17 protein-coding genes are annotated in these 17,175 nt (G+C 64.6%); 10 read left to right on the top strand and 7 right to left on the bottom strand.

The features are described 5' to 3' along the window. Positions 1–4 precede the first annotated feature (4 nt). Together gatC and N1058_RS15310 are read right to left on the bottom strand one after the other, a co-directional pair. Positions 5–292 (bottom strand): Asp-tRNA(Asn)/Glu-tRNA(Gln) amidotransferase subunit GatC, encoded by a 288-nt coding sequence (gene gatC / locus N1058_RS15305; RefSeq protein ID WP_265518459.1) that lies wholly within the window; start codon positions 290–292, stop codon positions 5–7. 87 nt (positions 293–379) lie between these two features. Continuing rightward, a complete protein-coding gene (locus tag N1058_RS15310) occupies positions 380–1,087 on the bottom strand; it encodes a metal-dependent hydrolase (RefSeq protein ID WP_265518460.1) in 708 nt (235 codons plus the stop codon). 89 nt (positions 1,088–1,176) lie between these two features. Between N1058_RS15310 and ruvX the strand changes: the two genes are divergently transcribed. Further along, entirely contained in the window at positions 1,177–1,650 is a 474-nt protein-coding gene (ruvX, locus tag N1058_RS15315; protein WP_420847996.1) for a Holliday junction resolvase RuvX, read from the top strand. Here ruvX and N1058_RS15320 read toward each other — a convergent pair. The 3 genes from N1058_RS15320 to N1058_RS15330 form a co-directional block, all read right to left on the bottom strand. Next, on the bottom strand, positions 1,614–1,922 hold the full coding sequence (locus tag N1058_RS15320; protein WP_265518462.1) for a DUF6105 family protein: 309 nt from the start codon (positions 1,920–1,922) through the stop codon (positions 1,614–1,616). The genes ruvX and N1058_RS15320 overlap by 37 nt on opposite strands. Beyond that, positions 1,922–2,452, bottom strand: coding sequence for a hypothetical protein (locus tag N1058_RS15325; protein WP_265518463.1), 531 nt, complete (start codon positions 2,450–2,452; stop codon positions 1,922–1,924). The genes N1058_RS15320 and N1058_RS15325 overlap by 1 nt, the downstream gene beginning before the upstream one ends. 98 nt (positions 2,453–2,550) lie before the next feature. Further along, entirely contained in the window at positions 2,551–4,179 is a 1,629-nt protein-coding gene (locus N1058_RS15330) for an acyl-CoA dehydrogenase family protein (RefSeq protein WP_265518464.1), read from the bottom strand. A gap of 159 nt (positions 4,180–4,338) precedes the next feature. Between N1058_RS15330 and N1058_RS15335 the strand changes: the two genes are divergently transcribed. From N1058_RS15335 to dprA, 4 genes are read left to right on the top strand one after another with little or no spacing between them, the layout of a single operon-like run. Beyond that, positions 4,339–5,304: an aspartate carbamoyltransferase catalytic subunit gene (locus N1058_RS15335; protein WP_265518465.1), complete on the top strand. Its 966-nt coding sequence runs from the start codon at positions 4,339–4,341 to the stop codon at positions 5,302–5,304. After that, positions 5,301–6,587 carry a dihydroorotase gene (locus N1058_RS15340; protein ID WP_265518466.1) on the top strand — a complete coding sequence of 429 codons (1,287 nt, stop codon included), beginning with the start codon at positions 5,301–5,303 and terminating at the stop codon, positions 6,585–6,587. The genes N1058_RS15335 and N1058_RS15340 overlap by 4 nt, the downstream gene beginning before the upstream one ends. Positions 6,588–6,608: 21 nt before the next feature. Continuing rightward, complete coding sequence (gene plsY / locus N1058_RS15345) at positions 6,609–7,223, top strand: glycerol-3-phosphate 1-O-acyltransferase PlsY (RefSeq protein WP_265518467.1); 615 nt, start codon at positions 6,609–6,611, stop codon at positions 7,221–7,223. Next, positions 7,220–8,347, top strand: a complete 1,128-nt coding sequence (dprA, locus tag N1058_RS15350; RefSeq protein WP_265518468.1) for a DNA-processing protein DprA — start codon at positions 7,220–7,222, stop codon at positions 8,345–8,347. Before plsY ends, dprA begins: the two co-directional genes overlap by 4 nt. On the opposite strand, the gene N1058_RS15355 is transcribed toward dprA, so the two are convergent. Beyond that, a complete protein-coding gene (locus N1058_RS15355; RefSeq protein ID WP_265518469.1) occupies positions 8,324–8,545 on the bottom strand; it encodes a hypothetical protein in 222 nt (73 codons plus the stop codon). The two genes, dprA and N1058_RS15355, sit on opposite strands and share 24 nt — an antisense overlap. A gap of 328 nt (positions 8,546–8,873) precedes the next feature. Here N1058_RS15355 and topA point away from each other — a divergent pair, with 328 nt between their 5' ends. The 5 genes from topA (at position 8,874) to rpmG (ending at position 15,326) form a co-directional block, all read left to right on the top strand. Next, positions 8,874–11,471, top strand: coding sequence for a type I DNA topoisomerase (gene topA / locus N1058_RS15360; RefSeq protein WP_265518470.1), 2,598 nt, complete (start codon positions 8,874–8,876; stop codon positions 11,469–11,471). Next, positions 11,472–13,811, top strand: coding sequence for a ribonuclease R (gene rnr, locus N1058_RS15365; protein WP_265518471.1), 2,340 nt, complete (start codon positions 11,472–11,474; stop codon positions 13,809–13,811). It abuts the gene before it with no gap. Beyond that, positions 13,811–14,245 (top strand): DUF983 domain-containing protein, encoded by a 435-nt coding sequence (locus N1058_RS15370; protein WP_265518472.1) that lies wholly within the window; start codon positions 13,811–13,813, stop codon positions 14,243–14,245. The genes rnr and N1058_RS15370 overlap by 1 nt, the downstream gene beginning before the upstream one ends. Before the next feature lie 12 nt (positions 14,246–14,257). Continuing rightward, positions 14,258–14,995 carry an NUDIX hydrolase gene (locus N1058_RS15375; RefSeq protein ID WP_265518515.1) on the top strand — a complete coding sequence of 246 codons (738 nt, stop codon included), beginning with the start codon at positions 14,258–14,260 and terminating at the stop codon, positions 14,993–14,995. A gap of 163 nt (positions 14,996–15,158) precedes the next feature. Continuing rightward, a complete protein-coding gene (gene rpmG, locus N1058_RS15380) occupies positions 15,159–15,326 on the top strand; it encodes a 50S ribosomal protein L33 (protein ID WP_265518473.1) in 168 nt (55 codons plus the stop codon). A 437-nt stretch (positions 15,327–15,763) separates the two neighbouring features. Here rpmG and N1058_RS15385 read toward each other — a convergent pair whose 3' ends face one another. Further along, complete coding sequence (locus tag N1058_RS15385) at positions 15,764–17,134, bottom strand: PleD family two-component system response regulator (protein ID WP_265518474.1); 1,371 nt, start codon at positions 17,132–17,134, stop codon at positions 15,764–15,766. Positions 17,135–17,175: the final 41 nt, after the last annotated feature.

A 17,175-nucleotide genomic window follows, 5' to 3' on the forward strand; every position in this document is an offset into this window, starting at 1 on the left:
TGCGCTACTCCACGACCTTGGGAACCAGGAAGAAATTGTCCGCCGTCTGCGGCGCGTTGGCGACGATATCGTCTGCCTTGCCGCCATCCGTCACCTTGTCTTCCCGCATGCGGATATGGGTCGGGATGACCGAAGTCATCGGCTCGACATTCTCGACGTCGACTTCACTCAATTGCTCGACAAAGCCCAAAATCGCGTTGAGCTCACCGCTCATGCGGCTTGCCGCCTCGTCGTCGACGGCAATTCTGGCCAGCCGTGCGACGCGCTTCACGGTATCGATATCGACGGACATGGTGGTTTTCCTGTCACTGAAACAATGCCACCGGGCTATAGTCGTGCCCGGCGGCCGGCGCAACACGCGGCGCGTAAAAACACGCTCTCAGATCTCCGTCGCCTCGCCCTTTTCCGGAACGAGGACTTGGCTGTCGCTGCCTTTCATTCCTTCCACGAATTTGTCGGCAGACTGGTCGACAATGGGGAAGGAGGCATAGTGGCAGGGAACGACCGTCTGGAACTTGAAATAGCGCCGGCAGGCCAGTGCCGCCACAGCCCCGCCCATCGTGAAGCGGTCGCCCACCGGCACCAGACCGATATCCGGCTGATGCAGTTCCTGGATCAGCGCCATGTCGCCGAAAATATCGGTATCGCCCATATGATAGAGAGTCTTGTCGTCGGGAAAGTGCAGGACCAGCCCGGCCGGATTGCCCAGATAGACATTCTTGCCGCCATCCAGACCGAAGGATGAGGAATGCAGGGCGTTGACGAAGGTGGTGGTGAAGCCGCCGCAATCGACCGTGCCGCCGTGATTGCCGGGATTGATCTTGTCCTCGCCGACACCCTGGCCCACCAGATGCATGCATATCTCGAAATTGGCGACCAGCATGGCGCCGGTCTTCTTCAATATGTCGAGGGCGTCGCCCACATGATCGTTGTGCCCATGGGTCAGGAGCACCTGGGTCACGCCGTCCGCCGGTCCTTCCCAGCCACCGTCCCAGGCCGGATTACCGGTAAGAAACGGGTCGATAATAATGTTCGCGCCACCTGCCTCGACGCGGAAACAGGAATGGCCGTACCAGGTGAGTTTCATATCGAACACTCCTCGATTGTTGCGCGCAGGGAAGATAGAACCCGTGACGGATGTGTCAAAGAAGGGCTGGGCCGGTGACGGTGATTTCCATGGAAGAACTCGCGGGCGTGGCGCTCCCCGGCCAGCCGCTCGGCGGCCTCGATCTCGGCACGAAGACCATCGGCCTGGCCGTTTCCGACCTCGGCCAGCGTTTTGCCTCGCCCCGCCCCGTCATCATGCGCAAGAAGTTCACGCAGGACGCCGGAGCGCTGCTTCGCGCCTTCGCGAAGGAGAAAGTCGCCGCGGTCGTCATCGGTCTACCCATAAACATGGACGGCACGGAAGGACCCCGCGCCCAATCCACCCGCGCCTTCGTGCGCAACATGGAGCGGCTTTGCGAGCTTCCCTTCGTCTTCTGGGACGAAAGGCTTTCCACCGTGGCCGCCGAGCGGACGCTCATCGAGATGGATGTGTCGCGGGCCAAGCGGGCCGGCCGCATCGATTCGGCCGCCGCCTCTTTCATCCTGCAGGGGGCTCTCGACCGCCTTCAGGCATTGCGCGCAACATCAGCGCGGCGGCCATAACCCCGTTCCGCCAGCCATGCGCGGATCTCGCGCCGGCGGCGAAAGGCGAAGATCGCCAGCAGGATCAGCGTGTCGACGACGCAGGCGCGCGCCACCAGCGGCCCGATGGTGGCCGGATCGATGCCCAGTATGTCGCCGTAGAACCCGAAGGCGAAATCGTGCGCGCGCCGGCTGAACATGGCGAGGCCGAAATTGATGTCGTAATAGGAAAGCAGGAACCAGGCCCAGAAACCGCCCATCGGCAACGCCCAGAACAGCAGGATATACCGCATCAGTTGTCTCCGCCTTTGGGCGTCTTCCCGTAGTTCGTGGGGACGGCAATGCGCAGCAGGATCGAATCGCGCGCAGCACCAAGCGCGACCAGCCGCGCCACGCCCTGCCCCTCGCCGTCATCCGCACTGTCGGCCTGTCCGTCTTCGAGCAGTGCCTCGATCTGGAAGGCCATGTAGCAGGCAATGAGCGCGGTAAGCGCCATGCCGCCGCCCTCCGTCGCATCGGGCGCCAGAAGATTGACGATGGAAACGCCCAGCGCACCGGCAAACGCCAGCCGCGCGATCTGCCAGTTGGCCTGTGTGCGGGCACCACCGGAAAGCACGTTGGTGAACAGCCAAAGGAACAGCGTGCTCACGAGGCCCGCGAACAGGCACAGGGAAAGGTCAAGCGGCACTTGCCAGATGGCCGCCCTGCCGCCGGCAACCGCCTGAAAGCTCGCCAGGTGCACGCCGTTCAAGTGCGCCCCCGCCTGGAGCGCGAAATACGCGGTCCAATAGAACGATATGAGTAGTGAAATGATGCGCGCCATGGCCCTGTCCGTTTCGAATCGGAGACTGGCCCCCGCGCTCTCCGCGCGCAACGCTTACTCTTTATTAAGGTTAATTTCCGTTCACCAACCCGATGCGATCACACCGCCTCCGGATAAAGCATCTCGATGATGGCCGAAGCGTCATGACGGGCGTCCAGCATGCCGTAGGTGCCGCGCCACTGTCCGGCGAGCCGCGTCTCGACGAAAGCGTCCGCCACCTGCCCCGCCCCGAGGCGCCGCAATTCTGCCGCCGCCGCGGCCAGCGCCAGTTGCTCCGTCAGGATGCGCGCCGAGCCCTCGTCGCTCTGGCAAACGCTGATCGCGGCCTGCAGAACATCGACCGTTCCCTTGCCTTTTTCACCCAGATCCCGGTGGATACCGGCCAGCACCTCGTCGAAAAGCCCTGCATTCCGCGAAACGACGCGCAGAACATCGAGCGCCATTACATTGCCCGAGCCTTCCCAGATCGCGTTGACCGGGGCTTCGCGATAGTGGCGGGCCAGCGGAGTTTCCTCGACATAGCCATTGCCACCAAGGCACTCCATCGCCTCATAGGTGACGGAGGGCGCCGTCTTGCAGACCCAGTATTTGACCACCGGCGTCATGGCGCGGGCAAACGCCGCCTCTGCCCGGTCGCCCGCGGCCTCGTCGAAGGACCGCGCCAGCCGGAAGGAAAGCGCAGTCGCTGCGGCGACATCGAGCGCCATGTCGGCCAGCACACGCAGCATCAGCGGCTGTTCGATCAGCTCCTTGCCAAAGACCCGGCGATGGCGGGCATGGTGCACCGCTTCCGCCACGCTCGCCCGCATCAGACCGGACGAGCCCAGTGCGCAGTCGAGCCGCGTCAGCGTGACCATGTCCATGATGGTGCGGATGCCCGCACCTGCCTCGCCGACGAGGTAAGCAAAGGCATTGTCGAACTCGACCTCGGAGGAAGCGTTCGACCGGTTTCCGAGCTTGTCCTTAAGCCGCTGAAAACGCAGCCCGTTGCTCGCCCCGTCGTCACGCAGCCGGGGCAGAAGGAAGCAGCTCAACCCTTCCTTGGCCTGCGCCAGCACGAGGAATGCGTCGCTCATGGGCGCGGACATGAACCACTTGTGGCCGTTCAGCCGGTAGAGATTGTTGCCGGCGGGCTCGGCGCTCGTGGTGTTGGCCCGCACGTCGGTGCCGCCCTGCTTCTCGGTCATGCCCATACCGAGCGTGATGCCCTGCTTCTGGCTGACCGGCCGGTTGGAATGATCGTATTTGCGCGACACCACACGCGGTGCCCATACCTTGAAAAGATCGGGGGCGCTCATCAGCGCGGCGAGCGAGGCGCTGGTCATCGTGAGCGGACAGAGATGCCCTGATTCGAGCTGTCCGGTCAGATAGAAGCGCGCGGCGCGAACCTGGTGCCGAAAACCTTTTTCGTCGGCATTGTCTTCCCAGACCGAGCAATGGAGCCCCGCCCCCACCGAGCGCCGCATCAGCGCCTGGTAGGCCGGATGGTGGTCCACGATGTCCGCCCTGCGTCCGTAGCGATCATGGGTTCTGAGAACAGGTGGCTGCTCATTGGCGAGCCGCGCGAGGTCGAGCGCCTCGGGCGTGCGCACGAAGCGGCCGAGCACCTCCAGCTCCTTGCGCACCGGCTCGGAAAAGCGTTCGCAAGCCTGCACGGCCAGCGGGTCCGAGCGCCAGGCATTGCTGCCGCTTAAGGGGGGCGGCTGATTTGTCACTTCGTGATTCACGCCAAACGTCCTGTAATTACTCGACCAGACAAGCTTGATGAAGCCTATCACAAGCTACTGCATGTTTCTTACGCCATTGAAAATGGCGGGGAGAACCCGCGCACAGCATAATCTCTCGCTTGCGGCAAGCGCCCCGCCCGCCTATAGCACCCTCTTGAGATGACAGACACGCCCCCGTTTCCCGTTTATCCCCATCGCCACCTGCTTGGCATCAAGGGCCTGTCCCCCCTCGATATAGAGATGCTTCTGGACCGCGCCGACGACGCGGTCGCCATTTCGCGCCAGCCGGAAAAGAAGTCGACACGCCTGCGCGCCCGCACCCAGATCAACCTCTTCTACGAGGCCTCCACCCGCACGCAGTCATCCTTCGAATTGGCCGGAAAGCGCATGGGCGCCGACGTCATGAACATGTCGGTGGCCAGTTCCTCGACCAAGAAGGGCGAAACCCTGCTCGACACAGCGGTCACGCTCAATGCGATGCGGCCAGACATCCTCATCATCCGCCACGCGGCTGCCGGTGCCGCCGCGCTTCTGGCCCAAAAGGTCGGCTGCTCGGTGGTCAATGCCGGCGACGGCGCCCATGAGCATCCGACCCAGGCGCTTCTCGACGCGCTGACCATCCGCCGGGCTCGAGGTCGGATCGACCGGCTGACGGTAACGATCTGCGGCGACGTGCTGCATTCGCGCGTTGCCCGGTCCAATATCGTGCTGCTCAATGCGATGGGCGCGCGGGTGCGTGTCGCCGCGCCTTCCACGCTCCTGCCTGCCGGCATCGAGCGCATGGGTGTCGAGGTGTTCACCCGCATGGAGGACGCGCTGAAGGGTGCCGACGTCGTGATGATGCTGCGGCTCCAACGCGAGCGCATGGCCGGCAGCTTCGTACCATCGGTGCGCGAGTATTTCCGCTATTTCGGCCTCGACGCGCAAAAGCTCAAACTGGCGAAGGAAGACGCCCTTGTCATGCATCCCGGCCCGATGAATCGCGGCGTTGAGATCGCCTCGGAAGTGGCAGACGGCCCGCAAAGCGTCATCCAGGAACAGGTGGAGATGGGTGTGGCGGTCCGCATGGCGGTCATGGACGCTCTCCTCGACCCGCGTCGCAACGGTTCGCAGGCGCCGGCATGAGCGCCACGCTCTTCCAGAACGCGCGCATCCTCGATCCCTCGCGCGGGCTCGACGAGGCGGGGAGCGTCCTCGTTGTCGGCGGCAAGATCGCCGCATCGGGCGCGTCCGCCCACAATCAGGGCGCCCCGGAGGGCGCCAAGATCGTCGACTGCCGGGGCGCGGCGATCCTGCCCGGGCTGGTGGACGCCCGCGTCTTCATCGGCGAGCCGGGCGCCGAGCACCGCGAGACCATCGCCTCGGCCAGCCGGGCGGCCGCTGCCGGCGGCGTCACCTCCATCATCATGATGCCAGACACCCAGCCGGTCATCGACGATGTCGCACTGGTAGAGTTCGTGCTGCGCACCGCGCGCGAGACCGCGAGCATCAACGTCTTTCCCGCTGCCGCCATCACCAAGGAGCTGGCCGGACGCGAGCTCAGCGAGTTCGGCCTGTTGCGCGATGCCGGCGCCGTGGCGCTAACCGATGGCCGCCACACCATTGCCAGCGCGCTCACCATGCGCCGCGCCCTCACTTATGCGCGCGATATGGGCCTCGTTGTCTGCCACAGCACCCAGGATCCGGATCTCGCCTCCTCCGGCGTCATGAACGAGGGCCTTCTGGCAAGCTGGCTCGGCCTGCCCGGCATCCCGCGTGAAGCCGAGGCCATGCCGCTGGCGCGTGACCTCATGCTGGCGGCGCTCACCGGCGGGCACTATCACGCCGCCGAAGTTTCGACCGCTATGTCCGCTGCCGCCATCGGGCGCGCCAAGCAGGAAGGCCATTCGGTGACGGCAGGAGTGAGCATCAACCATCTCAGCCTGAACGAGAACGACGTCGGCGAATACCGCACCTTCTTCCGCCTGTCGCCGCCCCTGCGCGCGGAGGAAGACCGGCTGGCCATGGTCGAGGCCCTGCGCGACGGCACGCTCGACATGATCGTCTCGAGCCACGACCCGCAGGATGTCGACACGAAGCGGCTGCCCTTCGCCGAGGCCGCCGCCGGCGCCATCGGCCTGGAGACGCTGCTTTCGGCCGCGCTCAGGCTCCATCATTCCGGCGACGTTCCGCTGCTCCGCCTGGTGGAGGCTCTCTCCACCGCGCCGGCAAAGCGCTTCGGCTTGCCCGGTGGCACGCTTACCCCCGGAGTATCGGCGGACCTGATCCTGGTCGATCTGGACGTGCCATGGCTGGTGCGCGAGGCCGATATCCGCTCGCTCTCGAAAAATACCTGTTTCGAGGGCGCGCGCATGCAGGGACAGGTATTGAAAACGCTGGTTGCGGGCCGCACAGTGTTTGCCATCTGAACTGGGAGCAAGAAACCGACCATGCCGGACCCGATAAGCTGGCAGATCGCCCTGCCCTATCTCATCGGTGCGCTGCTGTTCGGCTACCTGCTGGGCTCCATCCCGTTCGGCCTGGTCCTTACGCGCATGGCCGGGCTTGGCGATGTGCGCAAGATCGGCTCGGGCAATATCGGCGCCACCAACGTGTTGCGCACCGGCAACCGGAAGCTCGCCGCCCTCACCTTGCTGCTCGACGCGCTCAAAGGCACGGCGGCGGTGCTGCTTGCCGGGATGTATGGGCCGGATCAGGCCGTGGCGGCGGGGCTCGGCGCATTCCTCGGACACCTGTTCCCCGTCTGGCTGGGTTTCAAGGGCGGCAAGGGCGTCGCCACCTATTTCGGTATCCTGCTGGGCCTTGCCTGGCAAGGCGCGCTCGTCTTCGCGGTCGCATGGCTCGGTATCGCCTTTGTCACCCGATATTCCTCGCTGGCAGCACTGGTGTCGGCCATATGCGTGCCTGCCGCGCTGTATTTCCTGGGGTTCGTGCAGGTCGCCCAGCTTTTCGTCCTGCTCAGCCTGCTCGTTTTCATCAAGCACCGGACCAATATCGTACGCCTCGCGACTGGTAAGGAGACTCGCATCGGTGCAAACGGATGAGCGCCGAACGCGGCCGCCGTCTCGACGAGAAGCAGCGGCGCGCATGGCTCCGCCTCATCCGCACGGAAAATGTGGGCCCTGCCACCTTCCGCGACCTCGTCAACCGGTTCGGTTCTGCCGAAAAGGCCCTGGCGGCCCTGCCCGATCTCGCCCGGCGCGGCTGTGCTGCCGGCATCAGGCTCGCCCCTGAAGACCTGATCGATGCCGAACTGGAAACGGCCGCCCGCATGGGCGCCGAGTTCATTGCCATCGGCGAGCCCTGCTATCCACCTCTCCTGATGCGCATAGATCATCCGCCACCACTGATTGCCGCGCGCGGCAATCTCGACCTTTTGCGCAATCCCATGATCGCCATCGTAGGCGCCCGCAACGCCTCGCTGGCCGGCGCCAAGTTGGCCGCCAGGCTTTCCGCGGAGCTCGGCAGCCAGGGTTACGTGATCGCATCCGGCCTTGCCCGCGGCATCGATGCGGCTGCCCATCGCGGAGCGCTCGACACAGGAACGGTGGCGGTGCTTGCCGGCGGCCTGGACCGCCCTTATCCGCCCGAAAACAATGGGCTCCACACCGAGATCGCGGAGCGCGGCGTCGTGCTCACGGAAATGCCTTTCGGCTGGACCCCGCGGGCCCGCGATTTCCCACGCCGCAACCGCATCGTCGCGGGCGTTGCCTATGGCCTTCTGGTCGTGGAGGCGGCCGACCGCTCGGGCTCGCTCATCAGCGCCCGCCTCGCCAACGAGATGGGCAGGCTCGTCTTCGCCATTCCCGGCTCGCCGCTCGATCCGCGCTCGGCCGGTACCAACAGGCTTTTGAAGGACGGCGCAATCCTCGTCACCGAAGCGGCCGACGTCTCGGACGCCATTGCGCCGCTGATCGGGCGCGAGCCGCAGGCCACCCTCGACATGGAGGAGCCGTCGGACCTCGAAATGGCCGAGCCGCCGGGCGACGACGAACGCCAACGCATCGTCGAGGCGCTGGGGCCCACCCCCATCCATGTCGATGAGATCATCGCCCACACGGGCCTGGCGCCGGCGCAGGTCTTCCTGGTGATCCTGGAACTGGACCTGGCCGGCCGGATCGAACGCCACCCGGGCGGCGCCGTTTCACTGCTGATGGGCGACTTCTAGTGGCGGTGAAACCTCGTCGAGGAGCGCCGCGCGCTCCTCGCGCAGCAGGTCGTTCGCCTCGACATAGGCCATCTCCAGAAAATAGACCAACATCTCGCAGCCCTCGGCCGCGGCCATCGCCCGAAACTGCCTCAGCATGGATTGCAAATAGTCGAGCGTTTCCGCCCTTTGATTTGGGTAGCGTCTGCCCAAGCCCATGGCTTCCCGTCCTATGAAGCATCGTCACCCCGCCATTTCACGCTGATTGTGTGCGGCCTCCTTCCATTCTGCCCATTGCCTCTGTTTCCGCTCCCGAATTAGCCCGTTCTCGTTTGGGACCCAGCCTTCGATGAGGCTACTGTTATATACAAATAAATGTAAAAATGAGAAAATACAACTTTTAGGTGTATATCGGCCCGGCGAGCGATTTGCCCGCTGCACCCTTGACCGCGAGCCAATCCACGGCCATGTGACGTGCTGCCGGGTGACCCGGAACACGGAATTACAGGTGCCGGCGAGATCGGCACCCGCGAGGTATTGCGAGATTATGGAAGTCGTTATCGTCGAGTCGCCAGCTAAGGCGAAAACAATCAACAAGTATTTGGGTAAGGATTACAAGGTCCTGGCATCGTTTGGCCATGTCCGGGATTTGCCCCCCAAGGACGGTTCCGTGCGACCCGACGAGGATTTCGCCATGTCCTGGGCCGTCGATGCCCCCTCCTCCAAACGCTTGGGCGACATCACCAAGGCGGTCAAGGATGCCGACGGCGTCATCCTGGCGACCGACCCCGACCGCGAGGGCGAGGCTATTTCCTGGCATGTGCTGGAGGTGCTGCGCCAGAAGCGCGCGCTCAAGGACAAGCCGGTGCGCCGCGTTGTCTTCAACGCCATCACCAAAAAGGCGGTGCTCGATGCGATGGCCGCCCCGCGCGAGATCGACGCGGCGCTCGTCGACGCCTATCTGGCCCGCCGCGCGCTGGACTATCTCGTCGGCTTCAACCTGTCCCCCGTGCTCTGGCGCAAGCTGCCGGGCGCCCGCTCGGCCGGCCGCGTCCAGTCCGTGGCGCTGCGTCTGGTCTGCGACCGGGAACTGGAGATCGAGCGTTTTGTCCGCGAGGATTACTGGCAGATCGCGGCCCTGCTCGACACCCCGCGCGGCCAAGGTTTCGAGGCCAGGCTGACCGAGTTCGGCGGCAAGAAGCTGCAGAAGCTATCGATAAAGAGCCAGGAAGAAGCCGACAGCATCAAGGCGATGCTCGACGGCGCCAGCTACAAGGCCCTGTCGGTCGAGGCCAAGCCGACAAGGCGCAATCCCGGCCCGCCCTTCACCACCTCCACCCTTCAACAGGCGGCATCCTCCCGCCTCGGCTTCGGCGCGACGCGCACCATGCAGGTGGCCCAGCGCCTTTATGAAGGCATCGAGATCGGCGGCGAAGCGACCGGTCTCATTACCTATATGCGTACCGACGGCGTGCAGATGGCGCCCGAGGCGCTCGATCAGGCCCGCGCCGCGATCGCCGACACCTTCGGAGAGCGCTACCTGCCCGAAAAGGCGCGCTTTTATTCCGTCAAGGCCAAGAATGCCCAGGAGGCGCACGAGGCTATCCGACCGACCGATTTCGCACGCAGTCCCGACAAGGTGCGTAAATATCTCGATGCCGACCAGTTCCGGCTTTATGACATGATCTGGAAGCGCGCCATCGCCAGCCAGATGCAGCCGGCGGAGATAGAGCGCACGACGGTCGAGATCGAAGCCGCCGGCGACGGGCGCAAGGCCGGCCTGCGCGCCGTCGGCTCGGTCATCCGCTTCGACGGCTTCCTCGCCGCCTATACGGATGTGAAGGACGAGGACAAGGAAGACGAGAACGAGAACCGCCTTCCGGAAATCCGCGACGGCGAGACCCTGGCGCGCGAGGCGGTCAACGTCACCAAGCACACCACCGAGCCGCCGCCACGCTACACCGAAGCCTCGCTCATCAAGAAGATGGAGGAATTAGGTATCGGGCGCCCTTCCACCTACGCTTCGACGCTGAAGACGCTGGAAGAACGTGATTATGTCACCGTCGACAGGCGCCGCCTCGTGCCCCAGGCCAAGGGACGCATCGTCACCGGCTTCCTCGAGAATTTCTTCCGGCGCTACGTGGAATACGACTTCACCGCCGACCTCGAGGAAAAGCTGGACCGCATTTCCGACGGCCAACTTTCGTGGAAGGACGTGCTTCGGGACTTCTGGAAGGATTTCTCCGGCGCCGTCGACGACATCAAGGAGCTGCGCGTCACTGACGTGCTGGACGCACTTAACGAAGAACTGGCGCCGCTGGTTTTCCCGCCCCGCGAGGACGGCTCCAATCCGCGCATCTGTCCCAAATGCGGAACCGGCAACCTGTCGCTGAAGCTCGGCCGCTACGGAGCCTTCGTCGGCTGCTCCAACTATCCCGAATGCGGCTTCACCCGTCAGCTCGGCGAAAACGGCGAGAACGGCGATGCCGCGCTTGATGGCAACAAGGAGCTGGGTGTCGATCCCGTCACCGGGGAGGAAATCACCCTGCGCTCGGGCCGCTTCGGCCCCTATGTCCAGCGCGGAGAAGGCAAGGAGGCCAAACGCGCGAGCCTGCCCAAGGGCTGGTCCGTCGAAAGCATGGACTATGAGAAGGCCATGGCGCTGCTGTCGCTTCCCCGCGATATCGGCCAGCATCCCGAAACCGGCAAGATGATTTCGGCCGGCATCGGCCGTTACGGTCCATTCCTGCTGCATGACGGCGGCTACGCCAATCTGGAAAGCGTCGAGGAGGTCTTCTCCATCGGCCTCAACCGCGCGGTCTCCGTGATCGCGGACAAGAAAGCCAAGGGGCCGGGCCGCGGCGGGCGCGGCACGCCGGCGGCGCTGAAGGATCTCGGCGAGCATCCCGACGGCGGCGCCATTACGGTGCGCGATGGCCGCTACGGGCCTTATGTGAACTACGGCAAGGTGAACGCCACGCTGCCCAAGGGCAAGGACCCCGCCAACGTGACGCTGGAAGAGGCGCTGGAACTTGTCGCCGCCAAGGCGGGTAAGGGAGGCAAAGCGAAAAAGCCCGCCAAAAAGGCCCCTGCCAAAAAGCCGGCGGCAAAGGCGAAGGCCAAGGCGAAAACGGGAGTCGAGTGATTGGCGCGCAGGATATCCGGCTCTAGATCTTCCGGGCCCAAATCTCCGGGGCAAGATGCGGGCACAACCGCGCGCAGCGGCAATCCGCACCTGCCTTCGCGCGACGACATCCTGCGTTACATTACGGAAAACCCGGACGAATCCGGCAAGCGCGAACTGGCCAAGGCCTTCGGTCTGAAGGGCAGCGACCGTATTTGGCTGAAGGACGTTCTTCGCGATCTCCAGGACGAGGGACTGATCAAGAAGCGGCGCAAGAAGATGCTACCGCCGGGCGCCCTGCCCCATGTCGTGGTGCTCGACATCTTCTCCCGCGACGCCGAAGGCGGGCTGCTTGCCCGACCGGCCGAGCAGGACGAGATCGACGTTCCCGTGCCCATGGTGGTCATCCGCAGCCAGAAATCGGGCCAGAAATCGGGCAAGCCCGCCGCCGGTGTTGGCGACCGCGTGCTGGCGCGCGTTTTCCCGAGCGAAGACGAGGCCGGCCCCGCCTATTCGGGCCGCATCATGAAGGTCTTCGAGCGCAAGCGGCGCGCCGCGCTCGGTGTCTTCCGCGTCCTCGAGGACGGCAGCTTCCGCATTGAGCCCGTCGAGCGCCGACAGCCTGAAATGCAGGTCAGCGAGGAGCATCGCGCCGACGCGAAGGACGGCGACCTGGTCGAGGCCGAGATCGTGTCGCGCAACCGCTATGGCCTGCAGCAGGCGAAGGTGCTGGAGGTGATCGGATCGCTCAAGAGCGAAAAGGCGGTCTCGATGATCGCCATCCACGCTCACGAAATACCTCATATCTTCCCCCAGGCCGTGCTCGACGAGGCCGAGGAGGCGAAGCCGGCAACCCTCCAAGGCCGCGAGGACTGGCGCAAGCTGCCGCTCCTCACGATCGACCCTGCCGACGCAAAGGACCATGACGACGCCGTCTATGCCGAGCCCGACCCCGCCGACGACAACCGCGGCGGCCACATCGTCACCGTCGCCATCGCCGATGTCGCGCACTATGTGCGGATAGGTTCGGCTCTCGACCGCGAGGCGCTGAAGCGGGGCAACTCCGTCTATTTCCCCGACCGGGTGGTGCCCATGCTGCCCGAGCGCATCTCCAACGATCTGTGCTCGCTGCGCGAGGGCGAGGCGCGGCCGGCGCTGGCCGTCCGCATGCGCTTCAGCCACCAAGGCCGCAAGCTTGACCACAGCTTCCACCGGGTGATGATGCGCTCGGCAGCGCGCCTTTCCTACCAGCAGGCCCAGGCGGCGATCGACGGCGAGCCCGACGACAAAACCGGACCGCTCCTCGAACCCGTCCTCAAGCCGTTGTGGGAAGCCTATGCCGTGCTCAAGCGGGGCCGCGCCGCGCGCGAGCCGCTGGAGCTCGACCTGCCGGAAAGAAAGCTGATCCTCAAGGAGGACGGCACGGTCGACCGCGTGACCATCCCCCCGCGCCTCGATGCCCACAAGCTCATCGAGGAGTTCATGATCCAGGCCAATGTCTGCGCCGCCGAAACGCTGGAGACGGCCCGCCAGCCTTTGGTCTACCGCGTCCATGACGCGCCCTCGCTCGCCAAGCAGGAAAGCCTGCGCGAGTTCCTCGCAACGCTGGACATTTCGCTGGCACGCGGGCCCCAGCTTCGCCCGGCCCTGTTCAATACGATCCTCGCCCGCGTCGAAGGCGCCGACCACGAGCAGCTCGTCAACGAGGTCGTGCTGCGCTCGCAGAGCCAGGCCGTCTACGCCACGGAGAATCTCGGTCACTTCGGCCTCAATCTGCGGCGCTACGCCCATTTCACCTCGCCCATCCGCCGCTATGCCGATCTCATGGTTCACCGCGCCCTGATCACGTCCCAGGGCTTCGGTAAGGACGGGTTGCGCAAGGAAGATGAGGAGCGGCTGGAGGAAATATCCGCTCTCATCTCCGCCACCGAGCGCCGCGCCATGGCCGCCGAGCGCGAGACGGTTGATCGCCTGATTGCCGAGCATCTGGCCGGCCGTACCGGCGAAGAGTTTTCGGCCCGCATCGCCGGTATCGCGGGCGCCGGCCTTTTCGTCCAGTTGCCACAATTTGGCGCAGATGGCTTTATCCCGGTGTCGTCCCTGGGCAATGAGTACTATATCTACGATGAGGCTCGCCACGCGATGATCGGCGAGAAGAGCGGGAAGGGTTTTCAGCTCGGCGACAGCGTCGAAGTTCGCCTGATCGAGGTCGCGCCGCTTGCGGGCGCGATGCGGTTTGAAATGCTGAGCGAGCCGGTGAAGCTTCCAGGCTCTACGAAATCGTTCCACAAGGCCCGCCGTGGACGCGGTCGCGCCAGCGGCAACAAGGCAAAGGCCTCACCCGGAGGCAGGAGACGGTGATGGAAGAGCAGGTTTTCGGCGCCGGCGGGACGAGCCGCCGCAGGCGCTCCGTCTGGGAGGCGATGAAGCGCGGCTTTGCGGGCCGCTGCCCGCATTGCGGGCGAGGCCGGCTTTTTCGCGCTTATCTGAAGACGGTGGAAAACTGCGAGGCGTGCGACGAGGTGATCAGCCACCACCGCGCCGACGACCTGCCCGCCTATCTCGTGATCGTCGTCGTCGGTCACATCGTCGTGGGCGCCTTCATGGGCGTGGAGGCGATGACCGTCTGGCCGAGCTGGCTGCATCTGGCGATCTGGGTTCCGGTCACGCTCTTGATGTCCCTCTGGCTGATCGGTCCGATGAAGGGCGCCGTGGTCGGCCTGCAATGGGCCCAGTACATGCACGGGTTCGGCGGCGAACCCGACACGCTCGAAACCCATCCAGAGCTGCGATAGATGACGCAGCGCATGGACGGCTTGACCCGCAACGAGGTCGATAAGGCCGAATCGAAGGATTTTGCCCTCGGCGGAAAGCCGATGCGCCCGAAGGATGCTGCCACGCTGATCCTGCTGGACAAGCGTGGCAACGAGCATTTCGTGCTGATCGGCCGCCGCCACAAGCGTCATGCATTCATGCCGGGCCGCTTCGTCTTCCCCGGCGGCCGCACCGACCCGACCGACAGCCGCATCCCGGTCCACGCCGACCTGCACCCGGCTGAAGCGGAAAAGCTGACGGCGCCGACCCGCATCACCCAGGCGCGCGCCAAGGCGATCGCCATGTCGGCTGTCCGCGAGACCTGCGAAGAGGCAGGTTTCCTCATAGGCGTGCCGGCGCCCTTCTCGACCCGCAGTCCGCATTGGCGCGATTTCGCCGAAAACGGCATCCAGCCCTCGCTCGACAGGCTGCGCTATATCGCCCGCGCCATAACGCCGCCGGGCCGCGTGCGCCGCTATGACACCCGCTTCCTGGCCGCATGGCGCGACGACGTTGCCTGCGAATTGCCGGATGGTGGATCGACCGACGAACTGGAGGAGATCGTATGGCTTCCCATCGCCGACGCCATGCAGGCAGAAATCCCCGCCATCACGCGAACCATCCTCGACGACCTCCAGCGCCGCCTTGCCGATGACCCCGAACTGAGCCCGGGCGGACTCGTGCCCTTCTATTCGATGCGCGGCAACCGGTTCGTCAAGCTGTTGACTTGAACAGTCGCGCGCCCTCCTTGCTCTGGATCAGGCACGGCTTTGCCGTGCCGAGCGGGCTTGACTTTTGAGCGCCGGTCTATATGTCTCCGGCGAGCTTTTGGCGAGCACCGCGGTATCTGCCGGTTGGGGCCGCATCATTCACCACGAAAAACGGATTAGTGACATGGCCAAGGCCACGACCATCAAGATCAAACTCCTGTCGACGGCCGATACCGGCTTCTTTTATGTCGCCAAGAAGAACAGCCGCACGATGACCGAGAAGATGACCATGCGCAAATACGACCCGGTCGCGCGCAAGCACGTCGAGTTCAAGGAAGCGAAGATCAAGTAGCTTTCTCATACTGCTGAGATTATTCGACGGCGCCGCAAGGCGCCGTTTTTCGTTGCGCGTCCCGCTGGAGCAGCGGGAGAACCGGTCATGATTTTGAATGAAGTCTCGAGCCCGCCTTTTCCAGCGAGAATGAAAAAGGGGGCCGGCCGGCGATTGGCAGCGGTACGAGGAGGCCACTTAACGCCAGCGCCGACCGGCCGACCCCACGGACCCAGGAGATGCGGCGGACCTGAGCATCATGGGGTATTGACAAATAGGGATCCACCAAAGGAGCCCCATCCCCTTGGCTGCGACACTCGCGCAAGAAAGCCGGAAAATCAACACTTACTTAACCATTTGAGCGATTCGGCTTACGTTAGGGTAAACACGTAACCATACGACGTTCGTTGAGCCACCCACTGCCGGGCAGAAAGGAGCAGGAACGTTCCGACGCCGCCTCAGGCGGCCGGCGCCACAACTTTATTGCGGCCGCTCGCCTTGGCCTCGTAGAGGGCGACGTCGGCACGCTTGAAAAGTGCCTCGACCGTATCTTCGGGCAGCTTCATGGCAGCCACGCCCAGGCTGGTCGTCACCGGCACCGCCGGCTTCCCCTCGCCCATACCAAACGGTCCGCTGGCGATCTCGGCGCGAATTCGCTCAGCCACCTTTTGCGCGACGAACAACTCCGTATCCGGCATCACGATGACGAATTCCTCGCCGCCATAACGACAGACGAGATCGATGCCACGCAGGTTGCGCCGCAGCCGGGCAGCGAACTCGCGCAGGATAGCGTCGCCGCCGTCATGACCCCATTTGTCGTTGATCGCCTTGAAGCGGTCGATGTCGGCGATCATGATCGACAACGGCCTCCGGCGCGCCACGGCCCTGTCGAACAGGCGATGAAGGTGGCTGTCCAGATAGCGCCGGTTGTGGAGCCCGGTGAGCGGGTCGGTCACCGCCATCTCCACCGTCTCCGCGACGCTGGAGCGCAAGCCGTCATTGTAGCGCTTGCGCCTGATCTGCGTTCGCAGCCGCGCGATGAGCTCCTGTTTTTCGACCGGCGTCAGGATGTAGTCGTTGACGGCAAGTTCCAGCCCGCGAATGACGAACTCGTCCTCGCCGGGGTCGGTCATCAGGATGATCGGCACCAGCCGGGTGTGCTCCAGCGCCCGAAGCTGCGAACACAGGCGCAGCGGGTCGTAGTCGGCATGCGCAGTGGCCACGATGACGCACTCGAAGGCGCCTTCTGCCGCCCTTGCAAGGCCGGCCGGTCCATCGGCCGCAACTGCCAGCTCGAACTGGCCGTCGAGCATGCTCACGATCCGCCCGGCGGACGCCTCGTTCTGGTCGACCAGCAGGACGCGCGGCGCCGTGTCCGGCGCGCTCTTGCTGGCCAGCAATTCCTCGATGCCGATGTCGCGCGTCGTCGAGGCGCGCAGCCGCAACTCGTCGGTCAGCGCCTTCAGGCGCACGAGGCTCTTAACGCGGGTCAGCAATTGCAGATCGTTGACTGGCTTGGTCAGGAAATCGTCCGCGCCGGCCTCCAGCCCGCGCACCCGGTCGGCCGGTTGGTCCAGCGCCGTGACCATCACCACCGGAATATGCGTGGTCGCCGGATCGGCCTTGAGCCGGCGGCAAACCTCGAAACCATCCATGCCCGGCATCATGATGTCGAGCAGAACGACGTCGACCTTGCTTGCCTCGCAGATCTCGATGGCATCGCCCCCCGAGCGCGCGGTCACGACATCGTAATATTCCGCCAATAGCCGCGCCTCCAGCAACTTCAGGTTGGCCGGCACGTCGTCGACGACAAGAATCCTGGCAGTCATAGCCCCCGCTTACTCCCTCTACGCCAACCGGACTGACACCA

This window comes from Nitratireductor luteus (assembly GCF_026162365.1).
Taxonomy (GTDB): domain Bacteria; phylum Pseudomonadota; class Alphaproteobacteria; order Rhizobiales; family Rhizobiaceae; genus Chelativorans; species Chelativorans luteus.

What these genes read in the sequence shown, in the direction of transcription:
- gatC (WP_265518459.1), bottom strand. Translation starts at nt 292, where the DNA reads ATGTCCGTCGATATCGATACCGTGAAGCGCGTCGCACGGCTGGCCAGA.
- N1058_RS15310 (WP_265518460.1), bottom strand. Translation starts at nt 1,087, where the DNA reads ATGAAACTCACCTGGTACGGCCATTCCTGTTTCCGCGTCGAGGCAGGT.
- ruvX (WP_420847996.1), top strand. Translation starts at nt 1,177, where the DNA reads ATGGAAGAACTCGCGGGCGTGGCGCTCCCCGGCCAGCCGCTCGGCGGC.
- N1058_RS15320 (WP_265518462.1), bottom strand. Translation starts at nt 1,922, where the DNA reads ATGCGGTATATCCTGCTGTTCTGGGCGTTGCCGATGGGCGGTTTCTGG.
- N1058_RS15325 (WP_265518463.1), bottom strand. Translation starts at nt 2,452, where the DNA reads ATGGCGCGCATCATTTCACTACTCATATCGTTCTATTGGACCGCGTAT.
- N1058_RS15335 (WP_265518465.1), top strand. Translation starts at nt 4,339, where the DNA reads ATGACAGACACGCCCCCGTTTCCCGTTTATCCCCATCGCCACCTGCTT.
- N1058_RS15340 (WP_265518466.1), top strand. Translation starts at nt 5,301, where the DNA reads ATGAGCGCCACGCTCTTCCAGAACGCGCGCATCCTCGATCCCTCGCGC.
- plsY (WP_265518467.1), top strand. Translation starts at nt 6,609, where the DNA reads ATGCCGGACCCGATAAGCTGGCAGATCGCCCTGCCCTATCTCATCGGT.
- dprA (WP_265518468.1), top strand. Translation starts at nt 7,220, where the DNA reads ATGAGCGCCGAACGCGGCCGCCGTCTCGACGAGAAGCAGCGGCGCGCA.
- N1058_RS15355 (WP_265518469.1), bottom strand. Translation starts at nt 8,545, where the DNA reads ATGGGCTTGGGCAGACGCTACCCAAATCAAAGGGCGGAAACGCTCGAC.
- topA (WP_265518470.1), top strand. Translation starts at nt 8,874, where the DNA reads ATGGAAGTCGTTATCGTCGAGTCGCCAGCTAAGGCGAAAACAATCAAC.
- N1058_RS15370 (WP_265518472.1), top strand. Translation starts at nt 13,811, where the DNA reads ATGGAAGAGCAGGTTTTCGGCGCCGGCGGGACGAGCCGCCGCAGGCGC.
- N1058_RS15375 (WP_265518515.1), top strand. Translation starts at nt 14,258, where the DNA reads ATGGACGGCTTGACCCGCAACGAGGTCGATAAGGCCGAATCGAAGGAT.
- rpmG (WP_265518473.1), top strand. Translation starts at nt 15,159, where the DNA reads ATGGCCAAGGCCACGACCATCAAGATCAAACTCCTGTCGACGGCCGAT.
- N1058_RS15385 (WP_265518474.1), bottom strand. Translation starts at nt 17,134, where the DNA reads ATGACTGCCAGGATTCTTGTCGTCGACGACGTGCCGGCCAACCTGAAG.